The 20,127-nt window shown below is 71.9% G+C and carries 23 protein-coding genes and 2 pseudogenes; 17 read left to right on the top strand and 8 right to left on the bottom strand.

Annotated elements, in window-relative coordinates; all coding sequences use genetic code 11:
* Nucleotides 1-66: 66 nt before the first annotated feature.
* Both AC3CH1_RS34330 and AC3CH1_RS34335 read left to right on the top strand, forming a co-directional pair.
* A complete protein-coding gene (locus AC3CH1_RS34330) occupies nucleotides 67-1,107 on the top strand; it encodes an NAD(P)-dependent alcohol dehydrogenase (protein WP_361333353.1) in 1,041 nt (346 codons plus the stop codon).
* A 484-nt stretch (nucleotides 1,108-1,591) separates the two neighbouring features.
* Nucleotides 1,592-3,403, top strand: coding sequence for an ABC-F family ATP-binding cassette domain-containing protein (locus tag AC3CH1_RS34335; RefSeq protein ID WP_488466442.1), 1,812 nt, complete (start codon nucleotides 1,592-1,594; stop codon nucleotides 3,401-3,403).
* Here the strand turns inward: AC3CH1_RS34335 and AC3CH1_RS34340 are convergent.
* From AC3CH1_RS34340 to AC3CH1_RS34365, 6 genes and pseudogenes are all read right to left on the bottom strand, one after another.
* Entirely contained in the window at nucleotides 3,367-3,870 is a 504-nt protein-coding gene (locus AC3CH1_RS34340; protein WP_488466443.1) for an NUDIX hydrolase, read from the bottom strand. The two genes, AC3CH1_RS34335 and AC3CH1_RS34340, sit on opposite strands and share 37 nt — an antisense overlap.
* 66 nt (nucleotides 3,871-3,936) lie before the next feature.
* Nucleotides 3,937-4,347, bottom strand: a complete 411-nt coding sequence (locus AC3CH1_RS34345) for a PTS-dependent dihydroxyacetone kinase phosphotransferase subunit DhaM (RefSeq protein ID WP_398069812.1) — start codon at nucleotides 4,345-4,347, stop codon at nucleotides 3,937-3,939.
* Complete coding sequence (dhaL, locus tag AC3CH1_RS34350; RefSeq protein ID WP_488466444.1) at nucleotides 4,344-4,955, bottom strand: dihydroxyacetone kinase subunit DhaL; 612 nt, start codon at nucleotides 4,953-4,955, stop codon at nucleotides 4,344-4,346. Before dhaL ends, AC3CH1_RS34345 begins: the two co-directional genes overlap by 4 nt.
* Before the next feature lie 111 nt (nucleotides 4,956-5,066).
* Nucleotides 5,067-6,059 (bottom strand): dihydroxyacetone kinase subunit DhaK, encoded by a 993-nt coding sequence (gene dhaK, locus AC3CH1_RS34355; protein WP_488466445.1) that lies wholly within the window; start codon nucleotides 6,057-6,059, stop codon nucleotides 5,067-5,069.
* Between the two features lie 697 nt (nucleotides 6,060-6,756).
* Nucleotides 6,757-7,413, bottom strand: a complete 657-nt coding sequence (gene snpA / locus AC3CH1_RS34360) for a snapalysin (RefSeq protein WP_488466446.1) — start codon at nucleotides 7,411-7,413, stop codon at nucleotides 6,757-6,759.
* A 462-nt stretch (nucleotides 7,414-7,875) separates the two neighbouring features.
* Nucleotides 7,876-8,517: pseudogene (locus AC3CH1_RS34365) on the bottom strand (AraC family transcriptional regulator); the annotation flags it as partial.
* 138 nt (nucleotides 8,518-8,655) lie between these two features.
* Between AC3CH1_RS34365 and AC3CH1_RS34370 the strand changes: the two are divergent.
* The 4 genes from AC3CH1_RS34370 (at nucleotide 8,656) to AC3CH1_RS34385 (ending at nucleotide 12,159) form a co-directional block, all read left to right on the top strand.
* Nucleotides 8,656-9,402 carry a phosphotransferase family protein gene (locus AC3CH1_RS34370; protein WP_488466447.1) on the top strand — a complete coding sequence of 249 codons (747 nt, stop codon included), beginning with the start codon at nucleotides 8,656-8,658 and terminating at the stop codon, nucleotides 9,400-9,402.
* 243 nt (nucleotides 9,403-9,645) lie between these two features.
* Nucleotides 9,646-10,641 carry a non-homologous end joining protein Ku gene (ku, locus tag AC3CH1_RS34375; protein WP_488466448.1) on the top strand — a complete coding sequence of 332 codons (996 nt, stop codon included), beginning with the start codon at nucleotides 9,646-9,648 and terminating at the stop codon, nucleotides 10,639-10,641.
* Between the two features lie 20 nt (nucleotides 10,642-10,661).
* Nucleotides 10,662-11,624, top strand: coding sequence for a non-homologous end-joining DNA ligase (gene ligD / locus AC3CH1_RS34380; RefSeq protein WP_488466449.1), 963 nt, complete (start codon nucleotides 10,662-10,664; stop codon nucleotides 11,622-11,624).
* A gap of 148 nt (nucleotides 11,625-11,772) precedes the next feature.
* Nucleotides 11,773-12,159 (top strand): VOC family protein, encoded by a 387-nt coding sequence (locus AC3CH1_RS34385; protein WP_488466450.1) that lies wholly within the window; start codon nucleotides 11,773-11,775, stop codon nucleotides 12,157-12,159.
* A gap of 137 nt (nucleotides 12,160-12,296) precedes the next feature.
* Here AC3CH1_RS34385 and AC3CH1_RS34390 read toward each other — a convergent pair whose 3' ends face one another.
* Nucleotides 12,297-12,584 carry a GlsB/YeaQ/YmgE family stress response membrane protein gene (locus tag AC3CH1_RS34390; RefSeq protein WP_488466451.1) on the bottom strand — a complete coding sequence of 96 codons (288 nt, stop codon included), beginning with the start codon at nucleotides 12,582-12,584 and terminating at the stop codon, nucleotides 12,297-12,299.
* Between the two features lie 257 nt (nucleotides 12,585-12,841).
* Between AC3CH1_RS34390 and AC3CH1_RS34395 the strand changes: the two genes are divergently transcribed.
* The 11 genes and pseudogenes from AC3CH1_RS34395 to AC3CH1_RS34445 all read left to right on the top strand — a co-directional run bounded on the left by AC3CH1_RS34395 (nucleotide 12,842) and on the right by AC3CH1_RS34445 (nucleotide 19,116).
* On the top strand, nucleotides 12,842-13,153 hold the full coding sequence (locus AC3CH1_RS34395) for a gas vesicle protein GvpO (protein WP_488466452.1): 312 nt from the start codon (nucleotides 12,842-12,844) through the stop codon (nucleotides 13,151-13,153).
* Between the two features lie 63 nt (nucleotides 13,154-13,216).
* Nucleotides 13,217-13,654, top strand: coding sequence for a gas vesicle structural protein GvpA (locus tag AC3CH1_RS34400; RefSeq protein ID WP_488466453.1), 438 nt, complete (start codon nucleotides 13,217-13,219; stop codon nucleotides 13,652-13,654).
* Nucleotides 13,655-13,656: 2 nt separating this feature from the next.
* On the top strand, nucleotides 13,657-14,367 hold the full coding sequence (locus AC3CH1_RS34405; RefSeq protein ID WP_488466454.1) for a GvpL/GvpF family gas vesicle protein: 711 nt from the start codon (nucleotides 13,657-13,659) through the stop codon (nucleotides 14,365-14,367).
* A gap of 64 nt (nucleotides 14,368-14,431) precedes the next feature.
* Nucleotides 14,432-14,685: pseudogene (locus AC3CH1_RS34410) on the top strand (gas vesicle protein GvpG).
* A 51-nt stretch (nucleotides 14,686-14,736) separates the two neighbouring features.
* Nucleotides 14,737-15,333 carry a hypothetical protein gene (locus AC3CH1_RS34415; RefSeq protein WP_488466455.1) on the top strand — a complete coding sequence of 199 codons (597 nt, stop codon included), beginning with the start codon at nucleotides 14,737-14,739 and terminating at the stop codon, nucleotides 15,331-15,333.
* Nucleotides 15,326-16,558: an SRPBCC family protein gene (locus tag AC3CH1_RS34420; RefSeq protein ID WP_488466456.1), complete on the top strand. Its 1,233-nt coding sequence runs from the start codon at nucleotides 15,326-15,328 to the stop codon at nucleotides 16,556-16,558. Before AC3CH1_RS34415 ends, AC3CH1_RS34420 begins: the two co-directional genes overlap by 8 nt.
* Nucleotides 16,559-16,611: 53 nt before the next feature.
* Nucleotides 16,612-17,043: a gas vesicle protein gene (locus AC3CH1_RS34425; RefSeq protein WP_488466457.1), complete on the top strand. Its 432-nt coding sequence runs from the start codon at nucleotides 16,612-16,614 to the stop codon at nucleotides 17,041-17,043.
* Nucleotides 17,040-17,888: a GvpL/GvpF family gas vesicle protein gene (locus tag AC3CH1_RS34430; RefSeq protein ID WP_488466458.1), complete on the top strand. Its 849-nt coding sequence runs from the start codon at nucleotides 17,040-17,042 to the stop codon at nucleotides 17,886-17,888. Before AC3CH1_RS34425 ends, AC3CH1_RS34430 begins: the two co-directional genes overlap by 4 nt.
* Nucleotides 17,885-18,097, top strand: a complete 213-nt coding sequence (locus AC3CH1_RS34435; protein ID WP_265603411.1) for a gas vesicle protein — start codon at nucleotides 17,885-17,887, stop codon at nucleotides 18,095-18,097. Before AC3CH1_RS34430 ends, AC3CH1_RS34435 begins: the two co-directional genes overlap by 4 nt.
* 65 nt (nucleotides 18,098-18,162) lie before the next feature.
* On the top strand, nucleotides 18,163-18,573 hold the full coding sequence (locus tag AC3CH1_RS34440; RefSeq protein ID WP_488466811.1) for a gas vesicle protein K: 411 nt from the start codon (nucleotides 18,163-18,165) through the stop codon (nucleotides 18,571-18,573).
* A gap of 48 nt (nucleotides 18,574-18,621) precedes the next feature.
* Nucleotides 18,622-19,116, top strand: coding sequence for a hypothetical protein (locus AC3CH1_RS34445; RefSeq protein ID WP_488466459.1), 495 nt, complete (start codon nucleotides 18,622-18,624; stop codon nucleotides 19,114-19,116).
* Nucleotides 19,117-19,271: 155 nt separating this feature from the next.
* Here the strand turns inward: AC3CH1_RS34445 and AC3CH1_RS34450 are convergent, their stop codons facing one another.
* Nucleotides 19,272-20,042 (bottom strand): class I SAM-dependent methyltransferase, encoded by a 771-nt coding sequence (locus AC3CH1_RS34450; RefSeq protein ID WP_488466460.1) that lies wholly within the window; start codon nucleotides 20,040-20,042, stop codon nucleotides 19,272-19,274.
* Between the last annotated feature and the right edge of the window lie 85 nt (nucleotides 20,043-20,127).

The following is a 20,127-nucleotide window of genomic DNA, read 5'->3' on the forward strand; positions in this document are numbered from 1 at the left end:
AGCCCGAGTGGCGCGCGGGGGACACGGGGGCGACAAAGAGAGTCAAGAAAGAAGCGAGGAGACCTCATGAAAGCCGTTCAGTACCGAGCCGTCGGCGCCGCCCCCGAGGTGGTCACCGTTCCGGACCCCGAGCCCGGCCCCGGCCAGGTCCTGCTGAAGGTCACCGCCGCCGGTGTCTGCCACTCCGACATCGCCGTGATGAGCTGGCCCGCCGACCAGATCCCCTTCCCGCTGCCCCTGACCCTGGGGCACGAGGGCGTCGGCACGGTCGCCGCCCTCGGTGACGGCGTCGACGGCTTCGCCCTCGGCGACTCCGTCGCGGTCTATGGACCCTGGGGCTGCGGCACCTGTGTGAACTGCGCCGAAGGCAAGGAGAACTACTGCCTGCGCGCCAAGGAGCTCGGCATCATGCCGCCCGGACTCGGCGCACCCGGCGCGATGGCCGAGTACATGATCGTCGACGACCCCCGCCACCTGATCCCGATCGGCGACCTCGACCCGGTGAAGACCGTGCCCCTCACGGACGCCGGACTGACCCCGTACCACGCGATCGTGCGCTCCCGGGCGAAGCTGGTGCCCGGCTCCACCGCCGTCGTCATCGGCACCGGCGGCCTCGGCCACGTCGCGATCCAGCTGCTGCGCGCCATGACGGCCGCCCGGGTGATCGCCCTCGACGTCACCGAGGACAAGCTCGCCCTGGCCAGGACCGTCGGCGCGCACGAAGCCGTCCTCTCCGACGAGAAGGCGGCCGCCCGTGTCATGGAACTGACCGGCGGACTCGGCGCCCACGTGGTCCTCGACTTCGTCGGAGCGCCGCCCACCGTGGCGACCGCGGGCGCCGTCGCCCGCGTCGACGGCGACGTCACCATCGTCGGCATCGGCGGCGGCGCGCTCCCGGTCGGCTTCGGCACGCTTCCGTACGGCGCCAACGTCAGCGCGCCCTACTGGGGCTCGCGCAAGGAGCTCGCCGAGGTCCTCGACCTGGCCCACGCCGGAGCGGTCGACGTCCACGTGGAGACGTACTCCCTCGACGAGGCCCCGCTCGCCTACGAGCGCCTCCACGACGGCAGGATCAACGGCCGGGCCGTCATCCTCCCGGGCGGCTGAGCCCTCTGGTACCCGGGCGGTCGAGCCCCTCCGGCCCCCCTGGGCAGCTGCCTGAAGCTGCCTGACCCCCTTCCCCCCCGGGCAGCTGCCTGACCCCTCCGGCACTCCGGCGGGTGGCTGAATCCATGCGCGTCGGCTGAACCTCCCGGTCCCCTCGTCGTCGAACGTCCGTCCGCCCGCCCCGGCGGCGGCCTCCGGCTCCTGCCCGGCGGTCGCCGCCCGGGCCGGCAGGAAAATCCCCACGCCGGGAGGCCGGCCGGCCGTTAGAATGGCCGACATGGGTTCGTACAGCTACTACTTCTTCCGCTGATTCCCGGCCCGGACGGCCGCAGCGCGCCGCACCGCGCGTCCCTCTGAGACGCCCCGGTGACGTCGACGTCACCGCGCGCACCCGCCGCCGTCCCCTCCGCCGTCCGGCATCCACGCCCCGCCGCCGCGCCTCCGCGTGCGCCTTCGCGGGCCGTCACCCAGGGAAAAGGCACCCATGCACCCCCAGCGCGCCCGCGCTCAACTGGCCATCAAGGACGTCTCCAAGGCGTACGGGGACCGTTCCGTACTCGACCAGGTGACCCTCACCGTCCGGCCCGGTGAAAAGACCGCCGTCATCGGCGAGAACGGCTCGGGCAAGTCCACGCTGCTCCGGCTGCTGGCCGGAGTGGAACAACCGGACACCGGTGAGATCACCGTCCGCTTCCCCGGCGGCACCGGCTATCTCGCCCAGACCCTCGACCTCGACCCGGCCGACACCGTGCAGGACGCCGTCGACGCGGCCCTCGCCGAACTGCGCGACCTCGAACACCATATCCGCGAGGCGGAGACCGGCCTCTCGGAGTGGAAGCCCGGCGATCCGGGGCCCACCGACGCGGAGCTCGCCGCGTACGGAGACCTCCTCACCGCCTACGAGGACCGCGACGGCTACCGGGCGGACGCCCGCACCGAAGCGGCTCTGCACGGCCTCGGCCTCGCCCACCTGACCCGCGACCGCGCTCTCGCCACGCTCTCCGGCGGCGAACAGTCCCGGCTCGCCCTCGCCTGCGTCCTGGCCGCCGCCCCCGAACTGCTGCTGCTCGACGAGCCGACCAACCACCTCGACGCCCGCGCCGTCGGCTGGCTGGAGGACCACCTGCGCGCCCACCCGGGCACCGTCGTGGCGATCACCCACGACCGGGCGTTCCTGGAGCGCGTCACCCCGGTGATCCTGGAGGTCGACCGGGACCTGCGCACGGTCACCCGGTACGGGGACGGCTGGGACGGCTACCGCACCGCCAAGGCCGCCGCCCGCCGCCGCTGGGCCCAGGACCACGAGGAGTACCTGACGGACCTGGCCCGTACCGAGGAGCTCGTCGCAGCGGCCGGAGCGCGGCTCGCGGCCGGCGGAGGAGACCCGAAACAGGGCTTCGGCAAGCACCGCCGCTCGCACGAGGCGAAGCTGTCCGGCCAGGTCAGGGCCGCCCGGACCCGGCTGGACGCGCTGCGCAGGTCTCCCGTGCCGCCCCCGCCCCACCCGCTCGCCTTCACCGGCCGCCCGACCGTCGCCCACGAGGCCGGCACGGCGGACCGCGACGGCACCACCGCCGCGACCGGCACCGCGGACCGTGCGAGGCCCGCTACGGGGACGGGCACGACGGCGGACCGCGACGGTACCACCACCGCGACCGGCACCGCGGACCGTGCGAGGCCCCTCGTGGAGCTGGACGCCGTCTCCGTCGGGAACCGCCTCCGCCTCCCCTCCCTGCGCGTGGAATCTGGAGTCCGTCTCCTGGTGACCGGTGAGAACGGGGCCGGGAAGACCACTCTGCTGCGGGTCCTCGCGGGCGACCTGACCCCCGACACGGGCACGGTCACCCGGCGGGCCCGCATCGGCTACCTCCCGCAGGAACTGCCCGCGCGCCCGACCCGGCGCACCCTGCTCGCCACCTTCGCGGCGGGCCGCCCCGGCTTCCCCGACGAGTACGCCGACGAACTCCTGGCCCTAGGCCTGTTCCGCCCCGAGGACCTCGACGTGCCCGTCGCGTCCCTCTCCGTCGGCCAGCAACGCAGGCTGGCACTGGCCCGGCTGGTGATCCGGCCTGCCGATCTGCTGGTACTCGACGAGCCGACGAACCACATCGCGCTGAGCCTGGTCGAGGAGCTGGAACAGGCCCTCGACCAGTACCGGGGCGCGGTCGTCGTCGTCTCGCACGACCGCAGCTTCCGGGCCCGCTTCACCGGCGACGTACTGGAACTGCGGGCGGGCCGCCCGGCGGGCGCGGCGCCAGCCTACGCGTCGGGGGAGGCGGTCGCCCCGCGCACCTGAGCGCGCAGCCGGTCCACGAACACCCGCTGGCCGACGACCAGCCGCTCGGCGGCCTGCTCCGGCGTGCACCAGGCGAACCGGTCCATCTCCGGGAACTCCTGCTGCACGCCGGACCCGCGCGGCCACTCCATCGTGAACGTCCCGGGCACGACGGACGCCACGTCGAGATCCGCCTCCAGGGCCCAGGCGGTCACCGTCTTGCCGCTGCGTTGCCGTGACTCGCCCAGCGCGATCCACGCGCCCGGCGGCACCGGCACGCCCAGCTCCTCCACGAACTCCCGGCGGGCGGCGGCCTCCGCGTCCTCCTCCGGTCCGTACTCGCCCTTCGGCACCGACCAGGCGGCCGCCTCCCGCCCCGCCCAGAACGGCCCGCCCATGTGCCCGATCAGCACCTCGACATCCCGCTCGCCCGCCCCCTCCGTGACCCGGAAGAGAAGAAGCCCCGCACTGCGCCTGCCTGTCGACATGTCGTCAAGTCTGCTGCGGCGCGGTGCGGGGCGCCACGCGGGCCCGCCACGACCCGGCGGAAAGCGTTACGTCTTGCGGTAGCCGTACGCCTCCGAGGCGGCGGCCTCCACCGCCGCGAGGTCGCCACCGGCCGAGGCGGTCACCACGGCCGCCACAGCGCCCTCCACGAATGGCGCGTCCACGAGCCGCGTGCCCTCGGGCAGCTCGTCGCCCTCGGCGAGCATGGCCTTCACCGTGAGGACCGCGCTTCCCAGATCCACCAGGACCGCGACACCCGCCCCCCGGTCCACCGAGGCGGCGGCGCGGCCGATCAGCTCCGCGCTCGTCCCGAGCCCACCGCCGGGCAGCCCGCCCGCCGGGGCGACCGGCGCGGTCACCCCGCCGGCGGCGAGGCCCCGGGCCAGCTCGGCGACCGACTCGGCGACGGCGCCGCTGTGGGAGACCAGAACGATGCCCACCTGCCGCTCGCCGCTCACGCGCCCGCTCCGTCCGCCGCCGTCGCCGCCAGGGCCTCGACCAGCAGTGCCGACGAGGTCGCGCCCGGGTCCTGATGCCCGATGCTGCGCTCGCCGAGATAGCTCGCCCGGCCCTTGCGCGCCTGCAAGGGCGCCGTCGCCTCGGCGCCCGCACGAGCCGCGTTCGCGGCGCCGTCGAACGAGGTGGCGAGGGCCTCCGCCGCGGGCAGCAGCGCGTCGAGCATCGTCTTGTCCCCGGCCTGGGCGCCGCCCAGCTGTCCCACCGCGGCGACCCCGGCCGCGAACGCTTCGGCCAGCTGGTCCTGTGTCACCTCGTCGTCGTCCCCGAGAGCCTTGCCCGTACGGCGCAGCAGCGTCCCGTACAGCGGTCCGGACGCCCCGCCCACGGTCGAGATGAGCTGCCGCCCGGCCAGGGTGAGCACAGCACCGGGAGTGGCGGGGGCGTCCTTCTCCAGCACCGCCGTCACCGCCGTGAAGCCGCGCTGGAGGTTGCTGCCGTGATCGGCGTCCCCGATCGCCGAGTCCAGCTCGGTCAGATGGTTCGCCTCACGCTCCACGGACGCCGCGACAGCGGTCATCCAGCGGCGGAAGAAGTCGGTGTCGAGCACATGATCTCCTGTTCCTCGGTCCCACCTGGAACGGATCGTCCCGGCGGTGGCACGGGCTGTACGGCCGACCCCGCACCGGGGTCGCACACGGTCACGGGATCCCGTAGGCGCTCAGCGGCCCCAGCGGAGCGCGGCCGTCCGCACGGGCGCGTCCCACAGTCGCAGCAGCTCCTCGTCGACCTGGCACAGCGTCACCGAACAGCCTGCCATGTCGAGCGATGTCACGTAGTTCCCCACGAGGGTACGAGCCACCGGGACACCCCGCTCGGACAGGACCCGGTGGACCTCGGCATTGAACCCGTACAGCTCCAGCAGCGGTGTCGCCCCCATGCCGTTCACCAGCGCCAGCACCGGTCCGGTGGGGCGCAGATCCTCCAGTACCGCGTTCACGGCGAAGTCGGCGATCTCGCCGGACGTCATCATCGGCCGCCGCTCGCGCCCCGGCTCCCCATGGATGCCGATGCCCAACTCCAGTTCCCCGGTGGGCAGATCGAAGGTGGGGCTGCCCTTGGCCGGAGTGGTGACGGCGCCCAGCGCCACCCCGAAGCTGCGCGAGGCCCCGTTCACCTGCCGCGCGACGGCGGCCACCCGCTCCAGCGGAGCGCCCTCCTCCGCCAGGGCTCCGGCGATCTTCTCGACGAACAGCGTCGCTCCCGTACCGCGCCGCCCGGCGGTGAACGTACTGTCGCTCACGGCCACGTCGTCGTCCACCACCACCTGCGCGACCTGGATTCCCTCGTCGTCGGCGAGCTCGGCGGCCATCTCGAAGTTGAGCACGTCGCCGGTGTAGTTCTTGACGACGAACAGCACCCCCGCCCCGCTGTCGACGGCTGCCGCCGCCCGCAGCATCTGGTCGGGCACGGGGGAGGTGAAGACCTCCCCGGGGCAGGCGGCCGACAGCATCCCGGGCCCGACGAATCCGGCGTGCAGCGGTTCGTGCCCCGAACCGCCCCCGGAGACGAGGCCCACCTTTCCCGCCACGGGCGCGTCCCGCCGCATGACGACCCGGTTCTCCACATCGACGGTCAGCTCGGGATGTGCGGCCGCGATGCCCCGCAGAGCATCGGCGACCACGGTCTCGGGAACGTTGATGAGCATCTTCACGTCTGTCTCCTAGCGGGCCTGGCAGCGTCTTGTCGACCTGCGTTATTCCTGGTGGAAAGGGTTCGGGAGGGTTGATGCACCTGGCGGTCCGACGCGTACCGATGCGGTCCGCCGCGTACCGGCGCGGTCCTGATGCCGACTGTCCGCCGAGTTCCCTGAAGGGATGTCAGTCGATCGGTGGGCGCTCTTGAGTGATCGGGCTGGAACCGGTGTGCCCTCCCACGATCCTGCCGACAAGCCGCGTTCGACACCATCCGCGGAAAGAGTCGCCGAGTTTGATCCGGACAGTGGATGTGTTCCGCCGCCCGGGGCGACGCCGGCAGACCGACAACAGGACCTGGGGGCATCAAGCGTCGTTCTGCGGCACACGGAGGGATACCGGTTCGTCCTGGCTGTCCCACACCACCTGGATCACTGCTGGGACGGGATCTGCGTAGTCGCCCGCCATCATGAACGTGTGCGGTTCGTTCTCGCCCAGTGAGAGCCCGGCCGGCCCAGGCCAGCCAGTCCCCCCAGTCCGACGTTGCGGTCCACGACCGCGCGTACCCCCAGTTCATGGATGGACCGTACTGCCGCGGGCCCACGCGGCGCTTCCGGGTCCCGGGGGGACCATCGCGCACCCGCATCGGGCGCAGTGTGAAGGGCCGCTCCTCGTCCGGAACGGCCCTCCACTCATGGTGCGGCGATCAGTTCCCGGTCAGGAGGCGGCACCGGCCACTGCGGCCGCGAGGCCGTTCTGCCAGAGCTGGTTCACCCGCGCCCGCTCGTTGGCGTCCGGCTGGGCGTTGGTGCAGGACGGGCCGGGGCCGCCGCCGGACATCAACTGGCTGCACGGTCCGGAGTAGTTGTCCGGCAGGCCGAGCACATGTCCGGTCTCGTGCGTGGTGACGCGGGTCGCGTTGTACTGCTGGTTCTGCCGGTAGTCCAGGAAGATGAAGCCACGGCCGTGTCCGTTGGTAGAGGCGTACGATCCGCGCGGATCGTTTCCTTCGCGGTATGTGAAGTCGGCCCTGGAGCCTTCCTGAAGCCGGACGTTGGAGACCGAGCTGTTCCAGATCCGGGTGCTGTTGGCTATCTGGGTGCGGAAGCTCGGGGCGGAGGCCGCGCTGTAGGTGACCGTGACTGCCTGGGTTCCCGGGTTGGCGGCCCGCTTCTCGGCGACCGACTTCATGACCGCGTCGAAGAAGGCCCGGTTGGCGGCGGCGTTCTCGCCCGACCCGTTGTACGCGGCGATGCCGGCTGGGGTGGAGGCGGCAGGAGCAGGAGCGGCGGAGGCCGCGGGAGCTGAACCCAGCGCGGTGACCAGGCCGAGGCCGACAAGGGCGGAGGCGATGGCGGACGGGACGTGTCTCATGGGGGATTTCTCCTACTGTCCGATGAAGCCGCGCCCTGGAGTTGTCCGCTGAACGGACGGGGCGCGGGACGGTACGGGGAGAGTGTGGGGGAGCGGACACCTGCCGGGAATGATGCCAACTCGCGATGACATCGCCCTATCCCCCGTCCTCCGGTCCGGGGCGCGCCACCACGGCGTCGGCTCAAGGCCGCCGTGTGGCCGAGGAATCCCCGGGCCCGCTCTCCGCCGCCCTGGGGGTTTGCTCGCCCACTGAACCGCCTCGCTCCGGACTCGAACCGCTGCCGCGCCGAGGTATGCCTCGGTGAGTGGTCCCGGCGGTGCGACCGGCCGGGGACCGACTATGGGTTCGCCTCGTACGCGACGACAGGGATTACGGGACAGCCCTCAGGTCGGGCGGGTGCCGGACCGGGGACGATGGTCGGTGCCGAGGCCGGCGGTGATGCTCAGGATGGACGTCGGCCCCGGCAGCAGGCCCATCTCACGGTGGAACCGCTCGGTGAGATACCGACGGCTCCAGCCCAGTTCTGCGGCGAGTGCCCCGACCTGGACGCGGCCCCGCGCGGCGACGAGGCGGCGCCAGGCCTCGGCCACCTCGGGGCGTACCCGGGGGACGGGTTCGCCGCCGACGCTGCGGCCGACGGCTCGCAGGAGCAGTTCGTCCAGCGCGGCGAATCGCGCGGCCCAGGTCGTTGCCGTTCGGAGCCGGTCGACCAGCTCGACGCCGAGCGCTCCGAGAAGCTCTTCGGGTGGAACCAACCGGTCGGCGAGCGCGGCGGCGGGCATGCCGTAGACGGCCCGAGCCCCGAGAGGTGTCAGCGACACCTGCACACCTCGCTGGCGTCCGTCGTGGTGGATCGCGACTGACCGGCACATCAGACCGCCGGCCACGCTGCCGAATCGCGTCACCGGTGACGCGTCGTCGACGCCCGCCGCCACCCCCAGAGGGTCCAAGAGGCTGATCACCGCGGTGAGCACGCGGCCCGGGGGACCGCAGTGGACCCCCGCCGGGAACCCGCGAAGGTCGAAACCGACATACGAGCTGACGTACCGCCGCAAGGCGGGCGCCGGACGCGCGTCGACCCTGGTAGCCCTGTCGTCCTCCACCTCGTCAGTGTAGGAACCGGCGGTCTGCCGGTGGGCTCTCGTGTTCACCTGTCGCGGGTTCTCCTCGGTGACTGGTCACGCCCGTGGGGATCTCTATCCCGGCGACATCGGAGATCATCCCCGGGATACTGATCGACCATGGAAGAGGTCGAAGTCGTCGTCGCCCATTCCGAGCGCGCGACTCTGCGCGTCGGCGACGTGTTCCTGAAGGTGGACGCCGATCAGGCGCGCATCGACGTCGAGGTCGAGGCGATGTCCCTCGCGCCTGTTCCGACCCCGGAGGTCCTGTGGCGCAAGCCGCCGGTGCTCGCGATCGCCGCACTCCCGGGAGCGACGATCGGGCGTCTGGGCGGGCCGTCGGCCGGGTCGTCGTCGGCGTGGGCCGCGGCGGGCGCCGCCATCCGACAGCTGCACGACGCGCCGCCGCCGCCCTGGCCCGGTCGGGCCGGGCGGAGCGCCGTCGCGCTGGCGGCGGAACTCGACGACGAGTGCGCGTCGCTCGTGACGAGCGGCCTCCTGCCCGCCGACCTGGTCACCCACAACCGCCGGGTCGCCGAGGCCGCGCTCCGGCCGTGGACTCCCGCGTTCACGCACGGCGACCTGCAGATCGCGCACGTCTTCCTCGACCGCGACGAGGTCACGGGCATCATCGACTGGTCCGAGGCGGGTCGGGGCGATGCCCTGTACGACCTCGCCACCTTCACGCTCGGACACGAGAAGCACCTCGACGACGTCCTCGCCGGCTACGGCGCCGACATCGACCTCGACGTGATCCACGCGTGGTGGTCGTTGCGAAGCCTGCTGGCAGTCCGCTGGCTGATCGAGCACGGCTTCGACCCGTTCGCGCCGGGCTGTGAGGTCGACGTACTGAGAGCCCGGATGTGAGGCGGTCGCCCCCCTCCCCACGGAGGGGACCACAAGGCCGCCGCCGCGTTCGACCAAGGTGGCAGCGCGGTATCCGCTCCGGTGCGAGCCTCGTGCGGAGTCACCCGAACAGACGACGCGCTCGACCTGCGAATCCCCGCTGGTCGGCACCGGAGCCGACCTGGTGCCATTGCGGCTGGGACCGTGCCGCGAAATCCTGGACCCCACGAAGCGACTCAGCCCGTGGCGGACATGGAGGTAGGTATGCCGAGGCCTTTGTGGACCGGCGCGATCAGCTTCGGACTGGTCACCATCCCGGTGAAGGTCGTCTCCGCGACCCAGGACCACTCGATCCACTTCCGCCAGGTCCACCTGGAGGACCTCGGACGGGTGCGCACCCGGAAGGTCTGCGAGCTGGACGGCGAAGCCCTGTCGCAGGACGAGATCGGCAAGGGCTACGAGCTCTCCAAGGAACAGACGGTGCCGATCACCGATGAGGAACTGGACCGGATTCCGCTGCCCACCGCGAAAGCCATCGAGATCGTCGCTTTCGTGGACGCCGACAGCGTCGACCCGATCCGGATCAGCGACTCCTACTACCTCGCGATCGACGGCAAGGTCGCCGAGAAGCCCTACACCCTGCTGCGCCGGGCGCTGGAGCGCTCGGACAAGGTGGCCGTCGCGAAGTTCGCCTGGCACAACCGTGAGCGGCTGGGGCTGCTGCGGGTCAGGGAAGGGGCGATCGTGCTGCACTCGATGCGCTGGCCGGACGAGATCCGCAGCCCCGAGTCCCTGGCCCCGCGAGAGGTGGAGCTGGACGACGACGAGATCGAGCGGGCCGTCCAGCTGACCGACTCCATGGCCCTGGACAGCATCGCCGGGTTCCGGGACACCTACCGGGACGCCCTGGAGGAGCTGCTCACGGCGAAGTCGGAGGGCAAGGAGCTTCCGGAGCCCGCCGAGGGCGAGGAGCGGGAGGAGGGCAAGGTCGTGGACCTGATGGCCGCGCTGAACGCGTCGGTCGAGGCGGCGAAGGAGAGCCGCGGGGAGGACGGGGGAGGGGAGGCCACGGTGCACGAGATGCGGCCCCGGAAGAAGACCGCATCGACGAAGACGGCCTCGTCCGGGAAGCCGACCAGCGGCCGGAAGACCGCGGCGACCAGGAAGGCCACCGGCCAGAAGGCGGGCGCCAAGAAGACGACCGCGGCGAAGAAGACGACCGGCGCCAAACGCACGGCCAGGAAGCGGAGCGCCTCCTGACCGAGGACCGAGAGGGTTCCGTGGCGCGTCTGCCCCGCATCGCACCGATGCTCGCGACCCCCGGGCGGCTGCCCCCGCCCTCGGAGGACACCTCGTACGCGTACGAGGTGAAGCAGGACGGGCAGCGGTGCATGGTCTACCTGCCCGGCGACGGTTCGGTACGGCTGCGCTCCCGGTCCGGCGCCGACATCACCCCCGCCTATCCCGAGCTCGCGGGCCTGGGGACGGCGCTGGGCTCCCGCCCCGCCGTGCTGGACGGGGAGATCGTCGCCCTGGACGACGAGGGGCGCGGCGACTTCCAGCGGCTGCAGCCCCGGATGGGGCTGGCCGGCTCCGGGGCCAGGGCGGCCCGCATGGCCGCGAAGGCGCCCGTGCACCTGATGCTCTTCGACGTCGTGTTCCTCGGCACGAGCCGGCTCACCCGTTCCCCGTACTCCGAGCGCCGCGCCGTCCTGGACTCCCTGGGCCTGGGCGGGCCCGCGTGGTCGACCCCGGCGGCGGTCGTCGGGCACGGGCAGCGGGCGCTGGAGATGACGCGGACCGCCGGCTTCGAAGGGATCGTCGCCAAGCGGCGCACCTCCCTCTACGAGCCGGGTGTCCGCTCCCGGGCGTGGGTCAAGATCCGGCACGTGCGGACCGAGGACATCGTCGTCGGCGGCTGGCTGCCCGGCCACGGCCGCCTCACCTCGCTGCCCGGCGCCCTCCTCATGGGCCGACCGGACCCCGGCGGAGCACTCCGCTACGTCGGCGGCGTCGGCACCGGCTGGAGCGACGCCGAACGCACCAGCCTCGCAGCCATCCTCCACGCCGCGGCGACCGACACCTGCCCGTTCACCGAGCGCCCGGCGGTGACCGGGGCCCGGTGGGTGGAGCCCCGGCTGGTCGCAGAGGTCCGCTACACGACCCGCACCAGGGCCGGACGGCTGCGCCAGCCCTCCTGGCACCGCCTGCGCCCCGACCTCACACCCGATGACCTCCACTGAGTCGCGCGCCGACCGCCAGTCCTCCGTCGAGCATCGGCCGTACGGTCTCGGGCCTCGACTCCGTGGAGGTCAGCGACGCCTGCGACGGGTGGCTCGACGACCGGGGCCGTTCGCCGTTCGCCCGGGAGCACCTTGTTAGGCTCGTCCTATGCTGAGACTCGGAATGCCTGTCGTCGGTGTCACCGACATCCCCCGGGCGGTCGCCTTCTGGAGCGCGGCGTTGAACCTGGTCGCCAGTCAGGAGTGGGCGAGCGAAACGTGGCGAACGCTCGACCACGCCGACGGCTCCGGCCGGGCGCTCGGCCTGTTGCGCAGCGACTCCCCGCCCGAGCCCCGCCCCCGTATCCATCTGGACCTGTTCACGGATTCGGCCGAGGAGCAGCGCAGTGAGGTCCGGCGACTGCTCGGTCTCGGTGCGCGGAGCGTCGACTGGGACCTCTACCCGGCCGATCCGGACTTCGTTGTCCTGGCCGACCCGGACGGCAACATCTTCTGCGTCGTGGACCTGAGCCACGCACCCAGCGGCGCGAGCTGAACGACGCGACGACCTGGCCCCGGACCTGCGGGGCGAGTTCGACCGCATCCGCCGGAGGACGACCTGACCGGCGGGATGCGGGACCCAGTACCCGTACTGACGACGCGGGACCCACGTACCCGTACTGACGGCAGGCGTCACGCGCGCTTTCGCGGCCGCCGTTCGGTTCCGGCGAGGGCGCGGTCGAGGGCGGCCACGCCCAGGCCGGCCAGCACGATCTGGATGAGCCACTGCGACCAGTCGACGCCCCGCGTGTCGCCCACACCCAGTACGGACGCCAGCAGCGAGCCGAGGAGTGCGGCGGCCATGCCGACGACGAGCGTCCACAGGACGCCGATGTGCTGACGGCCGGGCAGGACGAGGCGCCCCAGCAGGCCGACCGCCGCACCGATGATCAGAGCGCTGACGAGTCCGGAGATGTGCATGGCCGGCTCCTTCGTGGTCGATGTGTCCGCTTCGCGTACCCCCAGGGGCGCTGAGGACTCTCGGTACACGAGACTCGTCGACACGTCACGACACCGCCCAAGTCGCCGCCGCACAAGGGCATCCGGCGTCATCGGAGGCGGCTCGTCACCATCGGTCCATTCGTTCGTGCATACGTCCGGAGCGCAGGGGCAGGCGAATGTCAGCCACGGACGACGGAGGCCGATCCCAAGCGGTCATCCCCGGCGACAGGTGAATGATGAGCACCGAGAAGAAGACCGATGAGAAGACCGATGAAGAGCAGGACGGAAAGCGTGTCGACGTTCCTACCGCCATGAGACGAGCCTCTGCGCAGCTCACGGAATTGCTCCAGTGCGAGCCGGGTTCTGTTTCCGCGGTGAAGGCCACCGAAGACGGTTGGTCGGCGGACGTGGAAGTGGTCGAGCTGGAAAGAGTGCCGGACACCATGAGTGTGATGGCCTCCTACCGGGTCGAACTCGACCCTCAGGGAACGCTGTTGTCGTACGAGCGACTGCGCCGCTACGCCAGGGGCCAGATCGACCGTCGCTGAAAATTCCATCGTCAGACGTAACAAGACCTCAGACGTAACAAAGATCACCGAAAGGAGTTCCCCATGGCACTCGTTCAGCAGAGCAATGCGACGTCCGGTGGTGGGAGCGGCTCGGGAAATCTCTACGACGTTCTTGAACTCATACTCGACCGCGGGTTGGTCATCGACGCATTCGTCCGTGTCTCCGTGGTCGGGATCGAAATCCTCAAAATCGACGTCCGGGTGGTGGTCGCGAGTGTCGACACCTATCTGCGGTTCGCCGAAGCCTGCAACCGGCTCGATCTGGAGTCCGGACGCAAGGCCCCGAGCCAGCTCACGGACCTGGTCGGCGACATGACGGAGAACGGCGCCAAGGGCAAGTCCAAGGGCGCGCTCAGCGGTGCCGTCGAGGCGGTGACCGAGTCGTTGCAGGGCAAGCGCGACGAGCCCGAGGAAGAGCCGCGCAAGCGCCCGGCCCGTAAGTCGACGTCCAGCCGCCAGACCCAGCGAAGCGAGGAGTAACGGTGCCCACCTACATCTACGCCATCACCGGCGCCGACCACCCGCTGCCCCTGAACGGCCTGCACGGCGTGGGCGACCCGCCTTCCGCCCTGCGTACCCTGCACACCGACCGGCTGGCCGCCGTGGTCAGCGACGCGCCTTCCGGACTCCGCGCCAAGCGGCGCGATGTGATGGCTCATCAGGGCGTCCTGGAGGCGCTGATGGCCGGTGGCGCGACCCTGCCGATGAGGTTCGGTCTGGTGGGTCCCGGCGACGAGGAGGTCACCGCGGCCCTGGACCGGGAGGCCGACGCGTACGGGGACCGGCTGGCGGAACTGGACGGCCGGGTGGAGTACAACCTCAAGGCCGGCCGCGACGAGGAAGACCTCCTGCGGGAGATCATGACCGAGTCCGACGACATCCGGGAACTCAACGAACGGACGCGTGCCCAGGGCAGCCACGACGACCGGGTCGCCCTGGGTGAGCTGGTGGCCCGCGAGGTGACCGCGCGCCACCAGCGGGAGGCGGAGGACGTCGCCGCACGGCTGGCGGACGTCGCCACCCGCAGCTCGCACGCGGAGCCGGCCCCGCAGCAGTTCCTCAACCTGTCCTTCCTCGTGCCCCGGGCGGAGACCGACGCCTTCGTGGCAGCTGTCCGGCGCGAGGCGGAGCAGCGCGGCGACGCGTACGCGTTCACGTTGACGGGCCCGCTGCCGCCGTACAGCTTCGTCTGACCGCCGGGGGGCGGCGGGCCGGGCCCGTCCGGCCCTCCCCAGGAGCGGAGGTGATCTGTCAGCAATGGGCCTCATCAGCACCATCCTGACCCTGCCGCTGGCTCCCGTACGGGGACGGCCTGGGTCCTCGACCAGGTCGTCCAGGCCGCCGAGGAGGAGTACTACGACCCCGAGCCGGTACGTGCCCGGCTTGCCCAGTTGGAACAGGACCTGAACAACGGCCTCGTCGACGAGGACGAGTTCGACCGGCGCGAGGACGAACTCCTCGACCAGCTCGACGAGATCGAGGAGTACCGCAGCGCACGGCACACGCCGTGACCATCAACCACGACACACGTGATCCGGGGGGAGAGCAGAGGTGCATCGCACATGACGAAGAACGCCAAGATAGGCGCGGCTCTGGTGGGGGGATACCTGCTGGGGCGTACCAAGAAGGCCAAACTCGCCCTGGGGTTCGGGATGTTCCTCCTCGGCAAGAAGATCGACCTCGACCCGCGGCAGCTCGGCAGGATGCTGGCCGACTCCCCGGTCCTCGGCTCGCTCAACGACCAGGTGCGCAAGGAACTGGTCGACGCCACCAAGACGGCGGCCACCAAGGCCGTCACGCAGCGGGCCGGCAGCCTGGCCGACTCCCTGCAGCAGCGTACCCAGGCGCTGGGCGCCGGTTCCGGGACCGACGAGGAGGAGCCGGACGAGGAGGACGACGAGACCAGGGCAGCCGCCGACGACGACGAAGCCGAGGCGGACGGGGGCGAGGACACGGGCGGGGACCAGAAGCGCAAGCGCACTCCCCGGAAGACCGCCGCCACGTCCGACTCCAAGCCCGCGTCCAGGAACCGGTCCTCGTCCGGCGGTAGCCGGTCCGGGAGCGGGGGCAAGTCCGCCCCCGCCCGCAAGGGCGGCGGAACCGCCCGGAAGACCGCGGCCTCCGGCACCCGCAAGGCCCGGGGAGGCGACGATGCCTGACTCCACCCTCGGCGGCATCAAGGACGACGTGGTCAAGAGCCCGGCCGCCGACCGCCTCAAGGACGAACTGCAGAACTACCTCCGGGCCCGTGCCGAACACGCGGTGACCCAGCTGGGACACCGTCTCGGCGACTCGGTGTCCAAGCTCGCGGAGCCGGGCGGCGGGGGCGGTGCGCTCAAGAGTCTGGCCAAGGGCGGCCAAGCCCTCAAGGAAGGCAAGTCACCCGGTCAGGCCGCCCTGAGCGCGGGGACCTCCCATCTCAAGGACACCGTCAAGGACAAGGTCAAGGGATTGTTCGGCAAGGGGCGCAAGTCGGGTGGGGGCAAGTCCAAGAGCGTCACCATCGTCGAGGACATCGACGTCGGCGTGCCGGTCCGTGAGGCGTACGACCAGTGGACCCAGTTCCAGGAGTTCAGCTCGTTCGCCAAGGGTGTCGTGAGCGTGGAGAAGGCGGACGACACCACCAGCAACTGGAAGGTGAAGGTCGCCAAGTCGACCCGCAGCTGGAAGGCGAACGTCACCGAGCAGGTCCCCGACGAACGCATCACCTGGACCACCGAAGGAGCCAAGGGCACCGTCAAGGGCGTGGTCACCTTCCACGCGATCACCGACGATCTCACCCGTGTCCTGCTGGTCCTCGAATACTTCCCCAAGGGGCTGTTCGAGAAGACCGGCAACATCTGGCGCGCCCAGGGCCGCCGCGCCCGGCTCGACCTCAAGCTCTACCGCAAGTTCATCATGATGCGCGGCGAGGCGACCGACAGCTGGCGCGGCGAGATCCGTGACGGCGAAGTCGTCCTCAGCCATGACGAGGCGCTGGACGAGGAGGAGTCCCGTAACGACGAGGACTCCGCATCCGACGAGGACGCCCCCGACGAGCCGTCCGAGGAGGAACCGTCCGAAGACGAACCGTCCGAGGACGAGCAGCTCCCTGACGAGGACGACGACCTCGCGTACGAGGACGAAGAGGCGCAGGACGAAGAGCCGCAGGACGAAGAGCCGCAGGACGAGGAGTTCGGCGACGAGGAAGACCAGGAGGAGGGTGACGAGGAGGAAGAGGAGGACGTAGAGCCGGCGGACGAGCTGGAGGAACCGGCGGAGGAGGCCGTGGACGACGAGGACGCCGGGGACCAGGACGACGAAGCGGCGGCCGACGACGAGACGGAGGAGGAGCCGCGGCCGGCCCGACGCTCCCGACGCCGGTCGGCCACCGCGGACCAGTGACCGGACCCGCGCACAGAGCCGTACCGACACCCCACGGAAAGGCGTGAGACACCGTGTCCGACTCACTCGCCGGCCGGCTGCCGGCCCCGCCCCGAGGGGCCGGCCCGGCACACGGGCAGCAGGGCTCGTCGGCCAACCTCGCCGACATCCTGGAAAGGGTGCTGGACAAAGGCATCGTCATCGCCGGTGACATCAAGATCAACCTGCTCGACATCGAGCTGCTCACCATCAAGCTCCGCCTGCTCGTCGCCTCCGTCGACAAGGCCAAGGAGATGGGCATCGACTGGTGGGAGCACGATCCCTCGCTCTCCTCACGGGCCCGCCCCGCGCGGGGGACCGAGGCCGGTGGCGGGCACGACGCGCTGGCCGAGGAGAACGAGCGACTGCGCGCCGAACTGGCCCACCTGCGGTCGGCGGCCGGGATCCCGGCCGCCGGGGCGGCCGGAGACCGGGCCGCCCTGGCGGAACAGGAGGAGGAACGATGAACACCGGACCGAACGCGACCGTCCACGTGCCGGGCGAGGGCGCCGGAGAGATGAGTTACGTCTACGCCGTCGGCCGTGCGGGCCCCGCCCTGGACGGGCTCGCCGCCCGGCTGCCGGGCGTGGACGGCCGGCCCCTGCGCCCCGTCGGCGGAGGCGGGCTGTGCGCACTCGTCTCCTCCGTGCCGGCGGACACGTTCAGCGAGCGGGGACTCACCGCGCAGATGGGGGACCTGGACCGGCTCGAAGCCGTGGCCCGGGCCCACCACGCCGTGGTGGACGCCGCGTTCGCCGAGACCTCCGTCCTGCCGATGCGGCTGGCCACGGTCTATCTGGACGACACCCGGGTGGCCGACATGCTGGTCCGGCAACGCAGCGAGTTCCAGGAACTGCTGGGCCGCCTGGAGGGCCACGTCGAGCTGGGCGTGAAGGTCTACGCCGATCCCCGTACGGCCACCGCGCCGACACCGGCCGCGGCCACACCGTCGGGCGGCGGCGCCGGCCGCGCCTATCTGCGGCAGCGTCAGGCTCAGCAGCGCGACAGCCAGGACGTCTACCGCGCGGCGTCCGACCTGGCCGCCCGGGCCGCACGGCTGGCCGACGGAGTGGCGGCCTCACGGGCGGTGCACCGCCCGCAGCAGGGGCAGCTCGCCGCCCGGGCCGGGGTGAACGTCGCCAACGAGGCGTATCTCGTGCCCCGGGAACACGTGGCGCAGCTTCACCGGGATCTCGCCGCGCTGGCCGAAGGGGCCCCCGGGGTGTCGATCGAGGTGACCGGACCGTGGGCGCCCTACTCGTTCGCCACCGCCCTGGTGGCGGAGGGCGCGGACGGCGGTGGCCCGCGGTGAGCACGGACATCATCGGCGGCGTTCTCGGCGAGACCGAGCCCCGGGGCGGTCCGCCCGTCGCGCTGATCGATCTCCTGGACCGGCTGCTGAACGGCGGGGCCGTGCTCACCGGGGACCTCGTCCTGTCCATCGCCGACGTGGATCTCGTCCACATCAATCTGCGAGCGGTGATCCGGTCGATCACCGGTGAGGAGCCGGGGCCGTGGTGAGCCCCGCCCCCGGTCGCGTACGGGGAAGCACTGCGGCGAGCGAGGAGGCGGAGGAGGTGGACACGATGACCGAGGACGACCGCACACGAGGTGGGGGTGGTGTGCCCTCCGCGGCGGCCGAAGAGGTGGCACGCGCGGCGGCCCGGGCGTTCGGGCTCAGCCCCGCGCAACCGGACGACAGCCGTCCCTCGACGGCGGCCCAGCGGCTGCACACCGACCCGGACACCGTGGAGCGGGATCTCATCAAGCTGGTGCTCACCATCGTCGAACTGCTCCGTCAGCTCATGGAGCGCACCGCGATCCACCGCGTCGACCAGGGCGACCTGAGCGAGCCCCAGGAGGAGCGGATCGGCATGACGCTGATGATCCTGAACGAACGCATGACGGAGCTGTGCGACCGCTACGACCTGACGATGGACGACCTCAATCTCGACCTCGGACCGCTCGGCACACTGCTGCCGCACGACGGCGCGTGAGCGGGCAGAGACAGGTTTCATCGCAGCACCCGAGGCAAGGAGGAGCCCATGACTGACGACAAGGAAGCGAAGAACTCGACCCCGGACAAGGGCAGGACCACGACCGCCCGCAAGACGGCATCGGCCCGCAAGTCGGTCGATGCCACGGCCGAGAAGGCCGGCAAGCAGGCCGACGCGACCGCCGACGAGGCGCTGTCCGCGGCAGGGAGCGCGAAGGACGCGGCGGGAAGCGCGAAGGACGCGGCAGGCGGCGCCAAGGACGCGGCCTCGGACAGCGCCCGGGCGGCAGGTGAGACCACCCGCCGCGTCGGCCGTGCCGCTGCCGCCGGTCTCCAGAGCGGGCAGCACGCCGTGACCGCCAACGCGGCGAAGGCCGCGAGCGCGGCGACCACGGCCTGGGCCGTCGTCAAGCACCGCAAGGCGGTCGCCGCCGGAGCCGCGGCGGGGGTGGCCGGTGTCGCCGGAGCGGCGTTCGCCATCGGCCGTTCGACGGCCAGGCCTCCGACGGGCCCGCTGACCCGACTGGCGCGCGGGCGGATCTGACCGAGGAGCAGGAGAACGCCGGGCCCGGAACGGGCCAGGACGTGGGGCGGGGCCGGAGAGGATCTCCGGCCCCGCCCCACGTCCGGATCACGGTGAACCCGTCCCGTGCTGACACCCCGCGACCCCGCGGGGCTGCCCGATAGCCGCTCCCCGGCTCAGCGGACGGCCACCAGGACGCTGTCGTCGCCGCACTGCCAGACGGTGGCGGCACCGCTGAAACCGGCTTCGCGGAGGAGCGACACCTGGGCGGCGGTCGTCAGCCCGTTGGGCTGCCTGAAGGTGCGGTGCGCGATCGGTGAGCGGGCCCGGGCCTCGGCGAGCGGGGCGAGTTCCGGGGCGGAGAGGAACGTCTTCCACCAGCCCGCCCAGGCCTCGCTGCCCTGACGGCCCGTCCGGTGGGCGCGGCGGGCGCGGACGTGGCGGGCGATGTCGATCAGCTCCGGGTCGGCGGCGGGCCTACGGTTGTCGGCGTCGACGAAGACGCCGCCGGGACGCAGCCGGGCGGCCAGGGTGCGGTAGAGCGCGGCGAGTTCGTCGGGGTCGAGCCAGTGCAGCGCGGTGGACGAGACGGCGGCGTCCCAGGGCGCCGGTCCGATGGCGTCGGCCCAGCCGGGTGCGGTGAGGTCACGCGCCAGGAGGCGGATGTCCGTGCCCGCGACGGCCTCCTCCGCGAGGCCGAGAAGGAGCGGGTCCGCGTCGACGCCGACGGTGTCGGCCCGCGGGAAGGCGCGCGCCAGCCGGGTGGTCAGCGAGCCGGTGCCGCAGCCCAGGTCCACCAGGAGCGGCCGGGCGGACGTCCCGCTCCGGTCGAGGGACCGGCCGACGATGTCGATGACGACCTGGAAGCGTTCCTCCCGGTCCGTGCTGTAGCGCTCCTGCTGCTCGTCCCAGCGGTGCAGCCAGGTGCGGGCGGTCTCGCCGAGCATGTTCGCCTCTTTCGGTCGAGGGGCGGGGAGTGTGTCGTACGGCGCGATGGGCGGGGGAGGGGCGGGACCCGGTGTGGCCGGGGCC

It is taken from the genome of Streptomyces sp. MGP-P1, assembly GCF_057766565.1.